General features: G+C 41.7%; 19 protein-coding genes and 1 other RNA gene. 10 read left to right on the plus strand and 10 right to left on the minus strand.

Going from position 1 to position 17,890, the window contains the following annotated elements; translation table 11 throughout:
* Window positions 1-58 precede the first annotated feature (58 nt).
* Window positions 59-943, minus strand: a complete 885-nt coding sequence (locus GT589_RS08900) for a nitroreductase family protein (RefSeq protein WP_293398329.1) — start codon at window positions 941-943, stop codon at window positions 59-61.
* Between the two features lie 178 nt (window positions 944-1,121).
* Here GT589_RS08900 and GT589_RS08905 point away from each other — a divergent pair, with 178 nt between their 5' ends.
* Entirely contained in the window at window positions 1,122-1,541 is a 420-nt protein-coding gene (locus GT589_RS08905) for a universal stress protein (protein WP_293398330.1), read from the plus strand.
* Window positions 1,542-1,628: 87 nt separating this feature from the next.
* Window positions 1,629-2,537, plus strand: coding sequence for a hypothetical protein (locus tag GT589_RS08910; RefSeq protein WP_293398331.1), 909 nt, complete (start codon window positions 1,629-1,631; stop codon window positions 2,535-2,537).
* A 22-nt stretch (window positions 2,538-2,559) separates the two neighbouring features.
* Here the strand turns inward: GT589_RS08910 and GT589_RS08915 are convergent, their stop codons facing one another.
* The 3 genes from GT589_RS08915 to GT589_RS08925 all read right to left on the minus strand — a co-directional run bounded on the left by GT589_RS08915 (window position 2,560) and on the right by GT589_RS08925 (window position 4,974).
* Window positions 2,560-3,336: an acyl-CoA dehydratase activase gene (locus GT589_RS08915; protein ID WP_293398332.1), complete on the minus strand. Its 777-nt coding sequence runs from the start codon at window positions 3,334-3,336 to the stop codon at window positions 2,560-2,562.
* A 77-nt stretch (window positions 3,337-3,413) separates the two neighbouring features.
* On the minus strand, window positions 3,414-3,677 hold the full coding sequence (locus GT589_RS08920; RefSeq protein ID WP_293398333.1) for a DUF3343 domain-containing protein: 264 nt from the start codon (window positions 3,675-3,677) through the stop codon (window positions 3,414-3,416).
* Between the two features lie 19 nt (window positions 3,678-3,696).
* Complete coding sequence (locus GT589_RS08925) at window positions 3,697-4,974, minus strand: double-cubane-cluster-containing anaerobic reductase (RefSeq protein ID WP_293398334.1); 1,278 nt, start codon at window positions 4,972-4,974, stop codon at window positions 3,697-3,699.
* Window positions 4,975-5,405: 431 nt separating this feature from the next.
* On the opposite strand from GT589_RS08925, the gene rnpB reads away from it, so the two are divergent.
* Window positions 5,406-5,758, plus strand: an RNA gene (rnpB, locus tag GT589_RS08930) — RNase P RNA component class A.
* Between the two features lie 80 nt (window positions 5,759-5,838).
* Here rnpB and GT589_RS08935 read toward each other — a convergent pair.
* Together GT589_RS08935 and GT589_RS08940 are read right to left on the minus strand one after the other, a co-directional pair.
* Complete coding sequence (locus GT589_RS08935; RefSeq protein ID WP_293398335.1) at window positions 5,839-7,197, minus strand: ISL3 family transposase; 1,359 nt, start codon at window positions 7,195-7,197, stop codon at window positions 5,839-5,841.
* A complete protein-coding gene (locus GT589_RS08940) occupies window positions 7,170-7,601 on the minus strand; it encodes a transposase family protein (protein ID WP_293398336.1) in 432 nt (143 codons plus the stop codon). Before GT589_RS08940 ends, GT589_RS08935 begins: the two co-directional genes overlap by 28 nt.
* Before the next feature lie 200 nt (window positions 7,602-7,801).
* On the opposite strand from GT589_RS08940, the gene GT589_RS08945 reads away from it, so the two are divergent.
* The 4 genes from GT589_RS08945 to GT589_RS08960 all read left to right on the plus strand — a co-directional run bounded on the left by GT589_RS08945 (window position 7,802) and on the right by GT589_RS08960 (window position 12,190).
* Window positions 7,802-9,115, plus strand: coding sequence for a DUF4139 domain-containing protein (locus GT589_RS08945; RefSeq protein WP_293398337.1), 1,314 nt, complete (start codon window positions 7,802-7,804; stop codon window positions 9,113-9,115).
* A 118-nt stretch (window positions 9,116-9,233) separates the two neighbouring features.
* The gene (locus GT589_RS08950; RefSeq protein WP_293398338.1) at window positions 9,234-10,724 is read left to right on the plus strand and encodes a WG repeat-containing protein; all 1,491 of its coding nucleotides are present in this window, start codon (window positions 9,234-9,236) and stop codon (window positions 10,722-10,724) included.
* A gap of 80 nt (window positions 10,725-10,804) precedes the next feature.
* Window positions 10,805-11,539 (plus strand): DUF5714 domain-containing protein, encoded by a 735-nt coding sequence (locus tag GT589_RS08955; RefSeq protein ID WP_293398339.1) that lies wholly within the window; start codon window positions 10,805-10,807, stop codon window positions 11,537-11,539.
* A gap of 69 nt (window positions 11,540-11,608) precedes the next feature.
* Window positions 11,609-12,190: an HD domain-containing protein gene (locus GT589_RS08960; protein ID WP_293398340.1), complete on the plus strand. Its 582-nt coding sequence runs from the start codon at window positions 11,609-11,611 to the stop codon at window positions 12,188-12,190.
* A gap of 86 nt (window positions 12,191-12,276) precedes the next feature.
* Here the strand turns inward: GT589_RS08960 and GT589_RS08965 are convergent, their stop codons facing one another.
* Together GT589_RS08965 and GT589_RS08970 are read right to left on the minus strand one after the other, a co-directional pair.
* On the minus strand, window positions 12,277-12,537 hold the full coding sequence (locus GT589_RS08965; protein WP_293398341.1) for a hypothetical protein: 261 nt from the start codon (window positions 12,535-12,537) through the stop codon (window positions 12,277-12,279).
* A 116-nt stretch (window positions 12,538-12,653) separates the two neighbouring features.
* Entirely contained in the window at window positions 12,654-13,049 is a 396-nt protein-coding gene (locus tag GT589_RS08970; RefSeq protein ID WP_293398342.1) for a hypothetical protein, read from the minus strand.
* A 268-nt stretch (window positions 13,050-13,317) separates the two neighbouring features.
* On the opposite strand from GT589_RS08970, the gene GT589_RS08975 reads away from it, so the two are divergent.
* The 3 genes from GT589_RS08975 to GT589_RS08985 are packed head-to-tail and all read left to right on the plus strand — an operon-like array spanning window position 13,318 to window position 15,843.
* On the plus strand, window positions 13,318-13,731 hold the full coding sequence (locus tag GT589_RS08975) for an archease (protein WP_293398343.1): 414 nt from the start codon (window positions 13,318-13,320) through the stop codon (window positions 13,729-13,731).
* Between the two features lie 20 nt (window positions 13,732-13,751).
* Complete coding sequence (locus tag GT589_RS08980; protein ID WP_293398344.1) at window positions 13,752-15,197, plus strand: RtcB family protein; 1,446 nt, start codon at window positions 13,752-13,754, stop codon at window positions 15,195-15,197.
* A 4-nt stretch (window positions 15,198-15,201) separates the two neighbouring features.
* Window positions 15,202-15,843 carry a regulatory protein RecX gene (locus GT589_RS08985; RefSeq protein WP_293398345.1) on the plus strand — a complete coding sequence of 214 codons (642 nt, stop codon included), beginning with the start codon at window positions 15,202-15,204 and terminating at the stop codon, window positions 15,841-15,843.
* 41 nt (window positions 15,844-15,884) lie between these two features.
* Here the strand turns inward: GT589_RS08985 and GT589_RS08990 are convergent, their stop codons facing one another.
* Together GT589_RS08990 and thrC are read right to left on the minus strand one after the other, a co-directional pair.
* Entirely contained in the window at window positions 15,885-16,250 is a 366-nt protein-coding gene (locus GT589_RS08990) for a LapA family protein (protein WP_293398346.1), read from the minus strand.
* 84 nt (window positions 16,251-16,334) lie between these two features.
* A complete protein-coding gene (gene thrC, locus GT589_RS08995; protein WP_330582896.1) occupies window positions 16,335-17,816 on the minus strand; it encodes a threonine synthase in 1,482 nt (493 codons plus the stop codon).
* Window positions 17,817-17,890 lie beyond the last annotated feature (74 nt).

Below are 17,890 nucleotides of genomic sequence, written 5' to 3' on the forward strand. Positions count from 1 at the left end.
AAAATAAAGGCGACACCGGCATAAACAAAGCTGGCGTCGCCTTTGCTCTTAAGAGGAATTAAACTCTGAATTCACCTACATATGCGTATTTATCGTTTTGATATTCGAATTCCTCAAATGGGAGGAGAGACCATTCGCCTCTGATTCCGCTGTCGTGAACCATGCCTTCGAAAAGATACATCATTATCCCGGCATCGGTCATACTTTCCTTGGAAGATGGATTTTTGACGGCTATAATAATGCGCTCATTTTGCAAAACAAATCTCCATGGTTGAAGGTTCCTTGCTGAAGGAGCATTCCTGACACGGGAAAATACATCTGCAAGCCCTCTTTGCTCCAGCTCGTCGAGGCTTATATGCTTTCCGAATTCATCCTTGAATACAAACTGATCTATTGGCAGTCTTTCGCCGCTTTTGTCGCTTTTGGATTCGGATATTTGCCTGTAGGGATTGTTTGACACGCTTGAATAGCTTGTAGACGGCACATAAACGAACTTAAACCTGGATTCCTTTTTTGGATATCCAACTGAAACGGCGTAGTTTATATTTTTGAGCTCAGAACCGGCAAGCTCGTCCTGCAGTCTTTCCCCTGCTTTTGAAAAGTCAATCCAGCAAGTACCCAGGCCCATCTCAAAGAGTTTTTTGATAAGCGATTGCATTGCATACGAAGCTGCAATCTGAGTCCTGTAGTTCTCGTCCTCTGTAAGAATTCCAATGTAGTGCGGGCTTTTTATCATGACTCCGGCATAGCCTGCATAGCCGTTAAGCTTTTCAAATATTTCTGCTCCGTCTTTTAAGAATATGAATTTGACCTTAACGCTTTTTATGCTTGCTTCTATTTCGTGGGCATAATCGACAATGGTCTTTATGGTGCTCTCTGATAGCTGCTTTTGTTCATATTCACGGGCTGAATATCTCTTCTCAAGGAATTCCCTAATTAGCACAATAATTACCTCCCATACTGTAGTTGTTTGTATTATGCTTACAAAAAAATTTATACCACAATTCAGTGTGAAATAAATAAAATTACAAGATGTTTTATAAATACATTGCTTTATAAGGGGTATATTAATGATGTAGACTGCAAACCGCTTTGAATAATTGGACAAGGGGGAATTTATCGTGAAGAAAATTCTAGTTCCGGTTGACGGATCAGAGGCATGCGCTGCCATATATGACCATGCAAAGTTTTTCGCTGAAAAACTGGGAGCCGAGGTATTAATACTCAATGCCCAGGATGAACGTCCTGCGGGATATGCGGGCGTTGACTTCAAACGCGTAGGCGATGAAAAGCTTCAAAAGAACGGTGAAGCTATTGTAGAGCAGGCGAAAAAATATTTTGAGGGAGCAGGTCTTAAGGTCGAAACACGGGTAGTATTTGAAGATGCGGCATCTGCCATAATAGACACCGCTGAAAATGAAAAGTGCGACATGATAATAATCTGCACTCATGGAATGTCAGCGGCAAGAAGATTCCTTATAGGTTCTGTAGCAAACAAAGTTGTACACCATGCAACAGTTCCTGTGCTTGTAATAAGGTAAACAATCTATTATATTGTACATTAAATCTCCTGTGGGATTGATTATCTGCAGGAGATTAATATATATTGAAGGGGGGAGAGGGGATAGATGCTAGCTAACAGTCTAGAGGAGATAGTGGACATTGAAAAAATCGGAGATATATCAAGCATGGATATGAATTCGCTAATGGAGCTTGCCAAAAATGAAAGAAAGCTTCCTGCTAACGGCGATATTAAAAAAGTATTGGTCTTGGCCATAGATATTCAAAACGATTTCATGGAAAATGGAAGTCTGCCTGTTGCAGGTTCACACAAGGATGTTGAAAATCTCATAAAATTCATATATAGCAATGCGGGCAGTATAACTTCCATAATAGCATCGCTGGATACCCATACTGCATATCAGATATTTCATCCATGCTGGTGGACCAATTCAAGCGGCGATAATCCCAAGCCGTTTACTTTCATATCAAGCAAGGATATAGAAGGCGGAATCTGGGTTCCTGTAAGGCACAAGGAGCACAGCATAAGGTATGTCAAATATCTAGAGGAGAATTCGAGGAAAAGCCTCATAATATGGCCGTACCATTGCATGCTCGGCACGACCGGTCACTGTCTCGAGGCTCAGTTCTCGAAAATGGCTTACTATCACTCTATGGTCAGGGATTCGAATTTTGAAATAATTGTCAAGGGCACGAGCCCCACAAGTGAAATGTACGGTATATTCAGGCCTGAATACGATGAAGGCTTTGAATTTGAAACAACACTGCTTGATAAGCTTGCAGGCTACGACATGGTTATAATTGGCGGAGAGGCAAAGTCGCACTGCGCGCTCGAATCGCTCTCTCAAATATGCGAATACTACAAAGACAGCAGGAATGTAACAGAAAGGATATACCTGCTTGAAGATTGCACAAGCAGTATAAGCGGATTCGAACAGGATACTGAGGCGGCGCTTTTACAGATGGAAGGGCTTTATGGAATCAAGAGAGTCAAGTCCACAGAATTGGTAATATAAAAACAGCAGGCTATGCCTGCTGCTATTTTTTTGCAGAGTTATATGCAATCACAGCTGCGCCTAGAGCGCCTACTATCTGGGAGTGCTCCGAAACAAACAGATGAGTTCCGATTTTTTCCTCAAGAACCCTTCTTGCGGTAATACACTTTGCCACGCCGCCAGTAAACGAAACTTCACGGGTCAACGGAATTTTGCTCATAAGAGAAGAAGCTCTGTTTGATATTGAATGAATAAGACCAAGCAACACGCTTTTTTTGTCTATTCCCTTTGCAAGCAGGCTTATGACCTCCGATTCGGCAAAAACAGTACACATGCTGGATATAGGCTGAGGCTTGACGCTCTCATCAATCATGCTGTCGAGCTCTGCAATGTCGACACCAAGTGTTGCAGTCATGACCTGGAGGAATCGGCCTGTTCCGGCAGCGCATTTGTCGTTCATTGAAAAATCAAGCACATTGCCAGATTCGTCAACGCTTATTACCTTGCTGTCCTGTCCTCCGATGTCTAGTATAGTTCTTGTATTTGCGTTAAGGAAATGGGCTCCCTTGGCATGACATGTAATTTCAGTCACAGCCTTGTCCACGAAAGGCATAGAAATTCTTCCATATCCGGTTCCTATAATTTTTTTGACATCATCTCTGCTTACGCCGCTTTTTTTCAGAAGCAGCTCAAGCACTTCGCAGGAGGCGTCCTTTGGGCTCCATCCGGTAGGTATAAGAGCGGTTTCCACTATTTCCCCGTTAAAAAGAACTCCCTTTGTAGCCACCGATCCAGCGTCAATTCCAATAGAGTAAAACATTATTACTAGACCTCCTCAAATTATGGAAAAAAACATAGATACACCATGATATTATTAAAGCATGGTGTATCTATAAATTAAAAGTCAAAAAATCTTTTTTTAGATTGCTGCCTTATCGTGTGAATTCCATCCGCCTTTATGCTTGGGTTTTCAGACAGTATTCTCTCAACGTCTTCAACATCTGCCGAACTTATCATAATCGATATGCCGCAGCATGAGCTGAGCTCCCTTGGAGTTGGGCTTATAGCATATTTAATCCCGTTTTCCTTGAGTTTTTTTTCAAGCGACAAGCCATGCATATGAGAAGGAAAAAGCACGAAAGACTTGGATTCTGCTTCCATTTTACAGCCACCTTGATTTCTATTTGTTGCTTATCATCTCGAAGAAAGCTTCGAGCCTAGTTTTTATTTGTCCTGCATCTTCAAGACCATAGTCTGATTCTATGTTTATAACAGGTATGTTCTCTTTTGCAAGAGCATCTTTTACAGCCTTAAATTCAGCAGCATAAGTAGTGCAGAATGGAAGCGTGTAGTATACAACGCCGTCAGCCGCATACTCCTTGTAGAGTCTTATTATATCGTCAATTCTTGAAGTGTTCGGCGTAAAGCATGCGCAGTTAGTCTTGAGGTATCTGTCTGCCAGTATCTTGTAGTGGTCTTCAAGGGTAGCAGCAGACTCGTCAACAAGGTTCTGGAAGTATTTCACACCTGTGCAGGTTTCCTCTGCAACCACAGCCCCGCCGCTTGTCTCTATTATGTGATGAAGTTTCCAGTTAGGTATAGCCATTGGAGTGCCAGTTATAAGTATTCTTGGCGCCTTTTTGTCAAATACGCCGTTGCCTTCTTCTATTCTTTTTTCAAGCTCGTCGCAGAGCTGATTAGTCATTTGAGTGAATCTTGCAGGGTCATCATAGAATGCAATTTGAGTTACAAGTAGTGCGTCTTTTCCGCTTATTGGAGGATTGGCCACTTTTCTTGTTTCATAAAGTCTTTGGAGAGCTCTTCTCTTGTCATTAAGCAGCTTAGTAGATTCGCTAAGTTTTTCAGCAGTTACCTCAACGCCTGTTAGCTCTTCCACTCTTTCCTTGAACAGTTTTATTTCGCCCTGCCAGTTTATGTAGTCCTGCTCCCTTTTCATGCTTGAAAGATTCATAACATGTATAGGAGTGTACTCTGCGAAAGTCTCCCAAAGCTTCTTTTTAGCATCGCAAGTAGTCTCGCCAACGAGCATGTCGCATGATTTGAAGTATGGACATGTGTTTCCAACAAGTGCTCCGGCTGCGGCTTTTACTAGCGGACATGTATTTCTTGGCACGACTTTTTCACCGTCTGGATGCCAGAATTCAGAACCGGCACAAAGGCCGACGCTTGCAGCGTTTGCAGCTACAATTATTTCATCAGGCACGTATACGCAGAATGTTCCTACTACCTTTCTTCCGTCTTTTCTCATGTCAGCAAGCTCTTGAACCCTGAGCCCGTGGATTTCAGATACGACGAAGTTGTAGTAGTTCATGCCTTCAGGCCTGTTTTCTTGCTGCATGTATATTTCACCGTAAAATTCAGGCAGAACAGCGCAAAGCTGGTCGTGTTTTTCCAAGTCAATGTCAAGTGATGTCCAAAGCTCTTTGTAATCAGCCATTGTAAATAATCCTCCTCGAAAATAAAAATAAAAGAAATATTAAGGCTCTGCATAATACAGAACCTTCAGAAAAATAGTGAAAAGATGGTGTTTGTTTGACGGTTTAAGAACGGCAAATGTCCTTAATGAATAGTGTACATCATGAAATGAATTTTGTTTATAAATATAAAAAAAAGTAATGAATAAATATTTTCGATAAAAAAAACAAATACAAAATTCAAAAAGAAGGTATTGGGGTGGGTGTGTGAAATGACATAGACTATGAATATTCTAGGGTTTGGTATACATACCATAGGCTGGTATTGGCGGATAAAACTGCGTTTCGCAACTCGTTTTCACGAATAGGCGTGTATAAAAATACGAAAGCTCCGGAAGCGACGCGAAATTGACAACGAGCATCAAGGATGATATACTAGTTTAGTTAAATATGGTGAGTAAGCTGGATAGTCGCGGATGCCTTTGGCAGACGAGGAAAGTCCGAGCTCCGTAGGGCGAGGGTGCTGGGTAACCCCCAGTGGAGGCGACTCTAAGGATAGTGCAACAGAGAGATACCGCCAGAAGGTTTCGGCCTTTTGGTAAGGGTGGAAAGGTGAGGTAAGAGCTCACCAGCGGTTAGGTGACTAACCGGCTATGTAAACCCCATCCGGAGCAAGACCAAGTAGGGACTCAAAAAGGGGGCTGCCCGTCCCTGTCCCGGAGGTAGGTCGCTTGAGCCTTATGGTAACATAAGGCCTAGATAGATGACTATTCAAGACAGAACTCGGCTTATAGGCTTACTCACTCTAATAATTTGATCAAGACATCGCTTTTAATGGCGGTGTTTTTTTGTTGTTTTTGCTAGCTTGAACTGGGTTCTTTCCGCAGTTAGTTGAATTTGCTATTTAAAAAAATCTTATGTCGCAACATTTGAAATCCACAGCGTCCATACATTATTCTTTTAATCACTTTTATTTTATTGATGGTACCTTCTGCAAGGCCGTTACTATATTGATATATGATAGAATTTTTTACAGCCTCGATGTCAGTTTCAATACCTGAAATAAAACAGTTGATCTCACTGATGCCAAATGTGCTAGCATCGGCAATCCAGATGTCAAGTTCCTCAGGCTTCTTGGAAAATAGTAGTTGTTTGAATGATTTTATAATCTGATAGATCTTCTGTACCTCAGGGTGAATTTTGTACACTTCCTCAAGGTATTCATTTTTCAATGTATCCACTTTGGACACATCTTTGTATAGAAGTGATATCAGATCTCTTCTATTTATTCTGACTTTCTCGTCGGAGCTTAATTGCTGTGCTTCACCAATGCTATATTCATGTAGTAACTTTCGAATGATGGCGCTTGAGCCCATGTAGCCTTTTTCTTTGATTTGGTTCATTATTTTTACAGAAGACTGACCCTTTGCGGCTAGCGCCAGTATTTCTTCCTTGTATGGATCAAGCTTGCTTCCCCTATGCAAACCTTTGAGGCCGTGACGTCCGGATGGATCGGCGGTCTTGTATCTTCTTACTGTTCTTTCGCTGATGCCTAAAATCTCAGATGCTTTTGTTGTTGAATATCCATCTGCCAGCAATTTCTTAGCCTGATTTATCAATTCCGCCTTGAGACTTTCTTTTTCATTAGCAGAGTATCTCTTCGCTAGCATAACGTTAATATATTTGTCCTTATGATCTTCCTTGATTTTCTCATACGCCATAACCGTCTTGTTTCCGATTCTTAGCAATTCACATACTTGATTTATAGTATAACCGTCTCGTCGCATTAGCTGAACTGATTCAATGAGCTCCCATTTTGTTCTATGATGGTATTTTCCGCGCATACTTGGAATATCCGTAGTTTCATAACTTACTGATGCAGGTGCATTTATTAACACATTTCCTGGCAATGTCCTAACCAAGTATTTTTTCGCATATTCTGTCAAGTTTTTTAGTATATGAAACCGGTCACTTACTTGAATGCGATCAAATCCGGAATCAGCAATGGCTTTGGCATAGGCTCGCGAACCATCCCTGCTAACGATTTTGATGTCAGGGAATGTGCTAAGCCATTTTACAACGTCTGCGCTGTCGCGCGAATCAAGGATATCCACTACTTTCCCATTTTCTGCGTTGATCATGACCGTTCCATACCGTTGACCTTTTTTTAAAGCAAAATCATCAATGCAAATTATGCGGACACCTTCCCTAACAATTTTCAGACCCCTTTTTTTAGAAGTTCGCAAATCGTTGATTTACCTACCCTCACAACATTTTTTCTCAGATAGTTCGATGCTTCAACTGAGCTCATATTTTTAGACACCTGAATGATTTCATTAATAAGACGTTCCGTTTTCTTGAATTTTCCTTTGATAAATGAGAATGATTCTGCAAAGGTTGTATGTTCACAATCAGGATTGTCGCAGAACATTTTCTTATTGTTTAAAACTATGATTGTCTTTTTACCTTGCATTGGCAGATCCTGAAAACTTCTTGTATATTTTGAATGGCATCTTGAAGACATAACTCCACAGTATGGACATTCTAAGGCTTCAAGAGTTGAATGCACATATATATAAATAGTATCTCCGATTATTCCATGTTTTTCATACTCTAAATTTTTATCTAACAGTTTAATAAAATCATCCATTTGCATTTCCACCCGTTTGATAGTTTTATTTTCATAATTATAACTCAGCATAAAAAACTTTTAAACTAACTACGGAAAGAACCCAAAATTAGCGATTTATAACATTTTATATTCATTTTTTTGCGGCACCTGGATTGCTACTAATGAATGTTTTTGGGTATTGAAAATAATATCAAATAAATAGGGGGAGGTTGTTGTCAATGACATATATTTCAAGCTCTGATCAAACAACAGATATAGCTATTACGATATATAACGACGGATTCGGTATGGTAAAGGAAAGACGAAAAATAGATATAGATAGAAATGAAAATATTGTTCAATTCCAGGATGTTGCTCAAAAGATAGAAATAGATTCACTTATCGTAGAATGTATTGACGTAGAGGAATTCAATTATGACTATGACTTGGTTAGTAGAGAGAAGCTTTTAGAAAAATATCTGGATAAAATTATATATATATATGATAAGAATGAAAAGTCAAAGAATGAATGCAGGTTGCTGAGCACAAAGGACGGGATTGTGCTAGAAAATGTAGAAACAAAGGAAATTCTGCTGAATCCAAGCGCTGAGATTATTTTACCGGAACTTCCAGGGGGATTAATAGTTAAACCTGCGTTGATATGGAAAATAAGGCTGGAAGAATCAGAAGAAGTCAAGGTTTCATATTTAACTAATGGACTGTCGTGGATTGCTAACTATGTAATAGAAATGCATGATAAATCCTTGAAGTTTGCAGGTCGGGTAAACATCTCTAATAATTCAGGTGCAACATTTAAAGATGCCCAAATTAAGCTTATAGCTGGCGATGTTAACAGATATAAGAAAGAATCGAGCCATGGAATTCCTCGAATAATGAGTTCGGATGAAAATGCGCCAGGGAATATTTTGAAAAAAACTTTTTATGACTATCATATGTATTCTTTGCAGAATTCTACAACACTTGAAAACAATCAAGACAAGCAAATAAGCTTTTTCAGTTGCAATGATGTAGAGTATGCAAGGTACTATGAATATGATCTAGATTGTCACGATGACGATGTAAAGGTTATTATTGAAATAGAAAATAAGCCCGAGAACGGATTAGGGATACCTCTGCCTAAAGGTATAATAAAAGCCTATAAAGATGACGGCGAAGTTGGGAATCTTGAATTCATAGGGGAGGATTCGATAGAACACATTCATCAAGGAGAAAAAATAAAGCTGAATACAGGAAATGCTTTTGACATAAAATGCCAAGAACGAGTGATGGAACACAAGAGAACAGGTAATGTTGAAAATTACAGGAAGCAATTCATAATTTCGAATCACAAAGATGAGGAAATAATTATCAAAGTTCATAGCTATATGGATAAAGATAAGAGTTGGGAAATGATTTCTACAACAGATGATTACGCCAAAATTACAGCTGACCATATAAAATTTACAGTAAATATTCAGGCATATAGTGAGAAAGTGATTGATTTTAAATATAAGGTTGATAATAGTATGCACATTGAAATTGACAGCAAATAAAAAAGAGTGACAGGCTGATTGTTCAAGGGTATATGTATGATAGGCATGGGATTAAAGGGCACAGGGGATTTTGTTTTGGTCGCAGCTACGGATAATTTTATATTCGGGAGTGATTGTCATGAGAAAAATAACATTTATGATAGTGATAGTTTTTTTATTCGTAGCTAATATGGTTAATGCAGAAAATCAAGATGTGTATTTGTATATCAACGGTGAAAAGATGGAACTTGAGGTCAAGCCCGTTGTTGCAGATGGAAGATTGCTGGTTCCTATAAGGATAATTGCTGAGGAAATGGGGATGGCTGTGAAGTGGAACGACGCGGCTAAAGAAATAAGCGCATCTAAGAATGACACTCAAATTAAGATGCATATTGGCAGCAATAAGGCAATGGTTAATGGAAAAGAAACAGATCTGGATACCCCTCCTAAAATAGTAAATGGAAGAACTATAGTGCCGGTACGATTTATGAGTGAAATCATAGGAGCTGTGGTTTTCTGGGATGCAGAAAACCGAGCAGTATATATTAATTTTGAAATAGATAGAGCTGTTGCGCCGGTAAGGAGTAGTGGCAAATGGATCTATATAGACAAGGAAGGGAATGCTGTAAACGGGCAGGAGTTTGACGCTGTAAATAGCTTTTCAGAAGGTCTGGCAGCAGTAAATGTTGATGGCAAGTGGGGTTTTATAGACAAGGAATGCAATTTTGCAATAGAACCGAAATATGATTTTGTGCATGACTTCGAAGGTGGCATGGCCCGAGTTGAGATTGGAGGAAAGCAAGGATATATAGACTGGAGGGGGAACAGAATAATTGAGCCCCGATATGATTATATAGGCTATTTCAGTGACGGACTTGCAACGGTACGAATTGGGGAAGCATATGGTTATATAGACAAGGAAGGAAAGGTTGTTATAGAGCCACGATTCGGTTATCCAAGCGTTTTTTCAGAAGGCTTGGCAGGAACGAATGCCAACGGCAAATATGGCTATATAGATAAGACAGGCAGCTTTGTCATAGAGCCTCGATTTGATGGTATAAGCACATTTAGTGAAGGTATGGCCAGAGTAGTAATAGGTGATAAGTGGGGCTTCGTAGATAAGGAAGGCAATGTAGCAATAGAAGCTCGATATGAATATGCGCGGGATTTTTATGAAGGTTTAGCTATGGTTTGCTATGATGGCAAATGGGGTTATATAGATAGTGAAGGAGACTTTGTAATAGAACCGCTATTCGACGGTCTGAGTTTTTTTAATGAAGGTCTGGCAGCAGCTAAGATGGATGGCGAGTGGGGCTATATAGATGGCGAAGGAGATTTCACTGTTGAACCTCGATTTGACGGTCTGAGTTTTTTAAATGAAGGCCTGGCAGCAGCTAAGATAGATGGCGAGTGGGGCTATATAGATAGAGAAGGAGATATTGTAATTGAGCCTCAGTTCACTGAGGTAGATCTTTTTCAGGAAGGTCTGGCCGCAGTAAAGATAGAGGACAAGTGGGGCTATATAAATAGCGAGGGGGATTTGGTTATTGAACCTAAATTTGAACACGCAGGGCGTTTTGAAAGACAGCAGAATGAGGAAAAAAATAAATTGCAAAACACTACTCTTTAAGAGTAGTGTTTTTTTATATTATATTATAAAATATGTGTGTACTCTATTTTTTACATATTATGGGCTTAAGGAGATTATACATGACTACATTTGATAAACCATTAAAGCATTCATACAACTGCATGATCTGCGGGGAAGAGCTGATATACAGGCAGGACTACAAGGAGGTCGAGTGCGTATACTGCCATGGCAAGTTCGAGTCCAATGTTACCTGCAAGAGCGGACACTACGTGTGCGACGACTGCCACTCTGTGAATGCGCTTGATCTTATAGAAAAGTACTGCAAGGAGACTGCGGACACTAATCCCATAGACATGGCCACAGAGTTGATGAAGAATCCTTCGGTAAACATGCACGGACCTGAGCATCACTTTCTTGTGCCGGCCGTTCTCATAACATCGTATTACAATATTAAGGGCGATAAGAGGAGCAAGCTTAAAAAGCTTGCTGTTGCAAAAGCGAGGGCCAAGGACGTGCCTGGCGGCATATGCGGTTTTCAGGGCAACTGCGGAGCGGCTGTAGGCACAGGTATATTCCTGAGCGTAGTCACAGAGGCCACGCCTCTGACAAAGGAGAGCTGGGGCCTTGCAAATCTTATGACTGGTACGTCACTCATAGCAATAGGCAGCATAGGAGGCCCAAGATGCTGCAAGCGAAATGTTTTTACAGCTATAAACGAAGCCGCAAGGTTTGCCGACAAGAATCTGGGCGTTAAGATGTACGACTATGAAAACTATATGCCTGTGTGCACATTCAAGGCAAAAAACAAGGAATGCATAGGTTTGGCGTGCCCGTACTTCAAATCGGAAAAATAATCTAACACACCTTGTCGATTATATATTATAATTAGTCTACATTCACTGTTCGAGAAGGGGGAATGTATTGTGAGCAAGGGATATGAGATTATTAACAACGCTTTGGAGTTTGCCTCGAAGGCTCATTCAAATCAGTTCAGGAAGGGCACGAACATACCATACATAGTGCATCCTGTCGAGGTGGCCATGATACTCCAGGAAAACGGGGCTTCAAGCAGTGTCATTGCAGCTGGATTGCTTCATGACGTGCTCGAGGATACTGATGTGAATGTTTCAAGGCTTCATGACAAATTCGGAGCGAAAATATGCGAAACCGTAATTGGCGCATCTGAAATTCTAGAAGACAGGATGAGTATACCCTGGGAGATTAGGAAAAGACATACAATCAATTTCCTCAAGACGGCCAACAGGGACATCCAGCTTGTGTCGTGCGCCGACAAGCTCAGCAATTCCAGAAGCATGCTTAAAAATCACGTTGAAAAGGGCATGGATTTCTGGAACATATTCAACGCTGATTTCGAAAGTCAGGCATGGTATTACAGAGAGCTGGTGAACAGCCTAAAGGATCTTAGCGGCTGCAAGATGTACAATGAACTTGTAGTGACTGTTGAGCAGCTATTTGGTACATTTGATAATAATATCGCCAAATAATTGCAATACCAGAACTTATACGTAAATTTATATATAATATAAAACAGCCGGCTAAGCCGGCTGTTTTTATGAATTCCAATCTAAATTTAAAGGGACATTTTGCTAACTGATACGCTTTCGATTGTACTAAGCTCATCTTCTAGCTTTTTGATCTCGTCTGCCTTGTCAGCGAAGAACTCAAGAAGCACAAGTCCTATTGAGCTGCAAGCGTTGGCAGCTTCAGGAGCTGCGTGGAGGCCCAGCCTTGTCTTTATTATGCAGCCATGCTCCGTAAGGAGTTTTTGAACCTTTAGAGCATCCTCTTCCCTGTGTCCTATCTTTATTCCCATAATTACTGTTTTAGACATATTATCAACCTCCAATTAGTTTTTAATAAGACCTGCTTATCTTATTTAGATATACCCAAGATTAGCAATTAAATCACAATATTTTTCAAAACACAAAAATACCCGCCAGAGGCGGGTTAAACAACATCCTTGTCCAAATAGCTGTATGACATGGGGATTATGTATGTTTTTACCGTATCGGGCATGCCTTCGGTAATCTTAAGTGCCATGTCGCTTTTTACTGATTCTTCTTTTGACTCGCCGAGTACTATTGCATCAATGGCGTTGTCTATAACGAATTTTTTTATTGTGCTCGCAACATTTGTCGAGTGAAGTATGCTCATTTGGGCATCGTATTTCTTGGAAACATCAAAAAGGTGCTGTATTACTTCGCAGTTGGCCATTGAAATGTCTTTTCCGGTGATGTGCAGCACATAGAGCTCACCTTCCGGGCCTGCAATCTTGTAGCCGCTTCTGATGAGCCTCTCTGATGTTTTTTGCTTTGTCACACAAACCATGACCTTTTTAGTCATATCGAATACTCCTTTTTACTTAATAGTTAGTTTTGATAGTCTGCAGCATATGCAGTGTGTCGGGATTGATAAAATTGTATCCAAGTATATTATAACACAATTTGTACATAAAAAGTACACACTATATTTATAACCGGAGTAGCAAAAATTAAACAGAAACTGTCATTGAGAATAATTATATGTGGATTGAATTTGGCAATAGAAATAAAGGGTATAATAAATACATTTAGTTTCGCTTATTTCTTGACGGCATTTCAAAGGAGAATTTATGAGAAAATACAGCTATATGGAACATATATGCGATATCAGGCTGAAGGTAGAAGCCGACAGTATGGAGGAGCTTTTCAAGGCTGCGCTTGACGGTATGAACAGCATAATAGCAGGAGGTGATGTAGAAGGATCGCCGAAACCTTCCCTCATGAAGATTTGCGTTGAATCTATGGACTACACATGCCTGCTTATTGATTTTCTCTCCGAAGTGCTGCTGCTTACACAGTCGCATTACAGCATATTCAGCAGAATTGACATAGAGAGCCTGACCAGTTCGAGAATAGAGGCGGTGCTCCACGGCACCTTTGTCGATGGCTTTGACGAGGACATCAAGGCGGTGACATACCATGAGGCTGAGGTGATAAAGAACGAGCAGGGGAATTACGAGAGCGTAATAGTGTTTGACATATAAGTGAAAGAGAGGTTTTGAGTTTGATAAAGATAACTGACATGAGGAAAAAGGCTCCATATATGTGGGAGATAGAAAAGAGCTTTCGAGACGACATGAACGTGCCGGCCAGGATATTTGCGACCAGGGAGATGCTAGATGACGTTCTTAAGGACAGGTCGGTAGAGCAGCTTGTAAATGTGGCCACCCTCCGCGGAATACAAAGCGCGGCCATAGTAATGCCGGATGTGCATGAAGGCTACGGTTTTCCGATAGGCGGCGTGGCGGCGACCCTGTGGCCCAGCGGGGTAATTTCACCAGGCGGTATAGGCTATGACATCAATTGCGGCGTTAGACTTGTAAAGTCACAGCTAGAGTTGAGCGACGTAAAAAGCAGAATAAAACTCCTGGGGGCAGCCCTCTATACGTCAATACCTTCTGGAGTCGGAAAGGGAGGAGACATACTGCTTTCAGAATCTAAGCTTGATGAAGTGCTCAGATACGGCGCCAGAAAGATGGTTCAGAAGGATTACGGATTTGAAGCGGATATTGAGCACACCGAGTCTCATGGCTGTTTGGATAATGCGGACCCTGATATGGTGTCTCATCATGCCAAGAAAAGGGGCGAAGACCAGCTTGGAACTATGGGCGCAGGCAACCATTTTGTTGAAATAGATGTGGTTGAAGAAATCTACGACGAGGAATGTGCAAATGCCTACGGCTTGTTTGAAAACCAGGTTACAGTGCTTATACACACGGGCTCTAGGGGTCTTGGACACCAGGTGGCCACAGACTATATAAAAATAATGATGGGCAAAATGAGGGATTATGGTATAGTGGTACCTGACAGGGAGCTTGCATGCGCGCCATTTGACTCCCCGGAGGGTCAGAATTATTTTGGCGCCATGGCGGCAGCTGCGAATTTCGCATGGGCTAACAGGCAGGCAATAATGCACAGCGTAAGGCTGGCTTGGAGGGACATTTTCGGGGGAAGGCTGGAAGACCTCGAGCTCCTGTACGACGTGGCGCACAATATCGCCAAAATAGAGACACACATGATTGATGGACAGCCTAAAAAGGTGATCGTCCACAGAAAGGGCGCGACCAGGGCGTTCGGCCCGGGCAATCCAGAGGTTCCCCAGGACTACAGGGCTGTAGGCCAGCCTGTTATAATACCAGGGAGCATGGGCACGGCGTCGTTTGTACTTGCGGGGGCCAACAGGAGCATGGAGCTGTCTTTTGGGTCGTCGTGCCACGGCGCAGGCAGGCAGATGTCCAGAAGCGAGGCAAAGAGAAGAGTCGATGCCACAAGCATAATAAATGAACTCGAGCACAGAGGAATACACATTCAGGCAGGCTCGCTAAAGGGAGTCGCCGAGGAGGCTCCGCAGGCATACAAGGATGTGGAGAGCGTAGTCGACGTTGTGCATCAGGCCGGAATAGCGAAAAAAGTTGCAAAACTAAGGCCTCTTATGGTCATAAAGGGATAAGGACATGATAAAAATAACCAAAGTTGAACAGAAAAAATATTCAAAGGGCGTATGGTCACTGTTCTCAGACGAAATGCACATAGCTGATTTACATGAAGATGTGATAGTGGAGCACAGAATAACGCCAGGCAAGCTGCTGAGCAAGGCGGATATAGAAATACTCCTAGAGTCAGAGGAAAAGGCGAAGGCAATGGATTCGGCTCTGAGGCTGCTCTCATACAGGATGAGGAGCGAAAAGGAGCTGGCGGATTCGCTAAGGCGAAAAGGGTATGGCGAAGGACTTGTAGAAGACATAATGAAAGAGCTCAGAAAAAGAGGCTACGTCGATGACCAGGGCTTTGCCAGAATGTATGCGCAGAGCCTCCTGGGCTCTAAGAAGGAGGGCAGCAGGGCCGTGAAAATGAAGCTCTCCCAGAAGGGCATAAGCAGGGAAGTCACGCAGAGCATTGTCGAAGAGCTGACTAGCGATGAAAAGGAATATGAGGCTGCTCTGGAGCTGGCAAGAAAAAAACTAAGGGGAAGCTACAAAAACGACGAGCCAGACGCAATATACAGAAAGCTCGGGGGATTTCTTTCAAGGAAAGGCTATCCTTTCGAAATAGTAATGAAGGTGCTCAGAAAAGTCACGAAAAAAGAGATTGATTAACAAATTCATTTCAAGGCAAACAGAAAGCGGCGAACGAGGAATTAGTTTTTCCCCGTATCGCCGCTTTCTGTATCTTTTAATGCTTCAAGGGCATGAGCTTGCGCCTTGAGGCGCTCTACTTCTATCTGATAGTTCTTGTTTTCCTCTTCAAGCGAGTTTATCCTTTTTTCCAGGACTGAAACAGAACCTTTTATTTCCCTTGATTTCATACTTGATTTGAATTTTCCAAAAAGGCTCATGGTGTAGGTTACAAGAGCGCCGAATGCCGCTGATATTAGTATGACAACGGATTGGGAAAGCTCGTACTTGGCCCACAGTACCCTTATGGTTACTATTTCAGAATTCAAAACCGCGAAAAGGGCTACAAACACTGCAAACACGAGCGAAAATATGAACCATATTTGCATAATATCACTCCCTTGAATAAAAATTGGAATATCATATTTGTTATATACCCAATATGCGGATTCGATATCTTTTTTATTTGTTTTTTAAAGTCCGAGCGATTTTTTTACAACATCTTTCATTTCTTCTTTTTTGCATGTAGTATCATGAACAATCTTGAGTTTTTCTATCCCGTCAAGGCCTCTTGGTATTTTTATGCCAGTCTTTTCGGAAAGGCTATACATAAGCTTGAATTCGTCAGTTTCCCCGCCTGTTTCGCCTATGGCGTTGGCAACGCTCATTGTGAACTTGAACGGGCTGGCTGTTGAAGCTATCACCGTGTATGTCGAGTCGCTTGTAGACGCCTTGTAGTCGGAGTATACCTTGTAGGCTATGGCTGTATGGGTGTCCATTAGGTAGCTGCAATCACTGTATACAGAGCTTATTGTATCTAGCGTTTCTTCTTCAGAAGCGTAGCCGCCGTAAACAAAATCAAAATTCGATTTCATTTCAGGGGTTATGGAGTATGCGCCTTCGCTGCCTAGCTTGTCCATGAAAGTTTTGACCTTTGATTCGTCTCCGCCGCTCATGTGGTAGAGCATCCTTTCAAGATTGCTGGATACGAGTATGTCCATGGATGGAGAGTTTGTCTTTATTAGAGACCTGTTTCTGTCGTATGTGCCGCTTGTGAGGAAGTCTGTAAGAACGTTGTTTTCATTTGACGCACAAATGAGCCTGTTAACAGGAATTCCCATTTGCATTGCGTAATATGCTGCAAGTATGTTCCCGAAGTTGCCTGTTGGCACTACAAAGTTTATCTTGTCGCCCTCTGCAAGTCTGCCGTTTCTTAGAAGCTCCAGGTAAGAATGCACATAGTAGACTATCTGAGGCACAAGCCTGCCTATGTTTATTGAATTGGCTGACGACAGCATATAGCCGTGCTCTGAAAGATACGAGCCCAGCTCCTTGTCGGCGAATATTTTCTTTACGCCTGTCTGGGCATCGTCGAAGTTGCCCTCTATTGCATAAACAAATGTGTTGGATTCGCCTTGAGTAACCATCTGCATCTTCTGTACACTGCTTACGCCGTCATTTGGGAAGAATACTATTATCTTTGTACCAGACACGCCTGCAAATCCAGCCAGAGCAGCCTTTCCAGTGTCGCCTGATGTGGCTGTAAGTATTACAACCTCTTTATCAAGTGAAAGCTGCTTTATAGAGCTTGTCATAAGGTATGGCAGCAGTGAAAGTGCCATGTCCTTGAAGGCTGCCGTAGGCCCGTGATAAAGTTCAAGGAAGCTTACACCGCAGCTTTCAACCAAGTCCACCCTTGAGTCTGAGTCGAATTTATCATCGTATGCGCTGTCTATGCAGCTTTTCAAATTTTCAATCTCGGGAAAATATTTGCCTATGATGTAGCAGGCAAGCTCGTTGTAGCTGTATCCCTTGAGCTTGTCAAAGTCAACATCTATTGAAGGTATGTGATCCGGTACGAAAAGTCCGCCATCATCCGCTATCCCCTTTACTATGGCCAGAGGAGAGTTTATGCCGCTTTCCCCGCCGCGTGTACTCTTGTATAATATGTCCATTTTCGCCACCCCGTTTATATGTGTTTTCTATATATTTTATTAATATTTACAACATATGATATACTGATTTCAGA

Source organism: Peptoclostridium sp., from assembly GCF_009881055.1.
Taxonomy (GTDB): Bacteria; Bacillota; Clostridia; order Peptostreptococcales; family Peptostreptococcaceae; genus Peptoclostridium_A.

Bases quoted from the DNA above. Each gene is read 5' to 3' on its own strand.
- GT589_RS08940 (WP_293398336.1), bottom strand. From the start codon at position 7,601: ATGGATGATTTTATTAAACTGTTAGATAAAAATTTAGAGTATGAAAAA.
- GT589_RS08975 (WP_293398343.1), top strand. From the start codon at position 13,318: ATGAGAAAATACAGCTATATGGAACATATATGCGATATCAGGCTGAAG.
- GT589_RS08920 (WP_293398333.1), bottom strand. From the start codon at position 3,677: ATGGAAGCAGAATCCAAGTCTTTCGTGCTTTTTCCTTCTCATATGCAT.
- GT589_RS08945 (WP_293398337.1), top strand. From the start codon at position 7,802: ATGACATATATTTCAAGCTCTGATCAAACAACAGATATAGCTATTACG.
- GT589_RS08970 (WP_293398342.1), bottom strand. From the start codon at position 13,049: ATGACTAAAAAGGTCATGGTTTGTGTGACAAAGCAAAAAACATCAGAG.
- GT589_RS08965 (WP_293398341.1), bottom strand. From the start codon at position 12,537: ATGTCTAAAACAGTAATTATGGGAATAAAGATAGGACACAGGGAAGAG.
- GT589_RS08915 (WP_293398332.1), bottom strand. From the start codon at position 3,336: ATGTTTTACTCTATTGGAATTGACGCTGGATCGGTGGCTACAAAGGGA.
- GT589_RS08910 (WP_293398331.1), top strand. From the start codon at position 1,629: ATGCTAGCTAACAGTCTAGAGGAGATAGTGGACATTGAAAAAATCGGA.
- GT589_RS08925 (WP_293398334.1), bottom strand. From the start codon at position 4,974: ATGGCTGATTACAAAGAGCTTTGGACATCACTTGACATTGACTTGGAA.
- GT589_RS08990 (WP_293398346.1), bottom strand. From the start codon at position 16,250: ATGCAAATATGGTTCATATTTTCGCTCGTGTTTGCAGTGTTTGTAGCC.
- GT589_RS08985 (WP_293398345.1), top strand. From the start codon at position 15,202: ATGATAAAAATAACCAAAGTTGAACAGAAAAAATATTCAAAGGGCGTA.
- GT589_RS08950 (WP_293398338.1), top strand. From the start codon at position 9,234: ATGAGAAAAATAACATTTATGATAGTGATAGTTTTTTTATTCGTAGCT.
- thrC (WP_330582896.1), bottom strand. From the start codon at position 17,816: ATGGACATATTATACAAGAGTACACGCGGCGGGGAAAGCGGCATAAAC.
- GT589_RS08955 (WP_293398339.1), top strand. From the start codon at position 10,805: ATGACTACATTTGATAAACCATTAAAGCATTCATACAACTGCATGATC.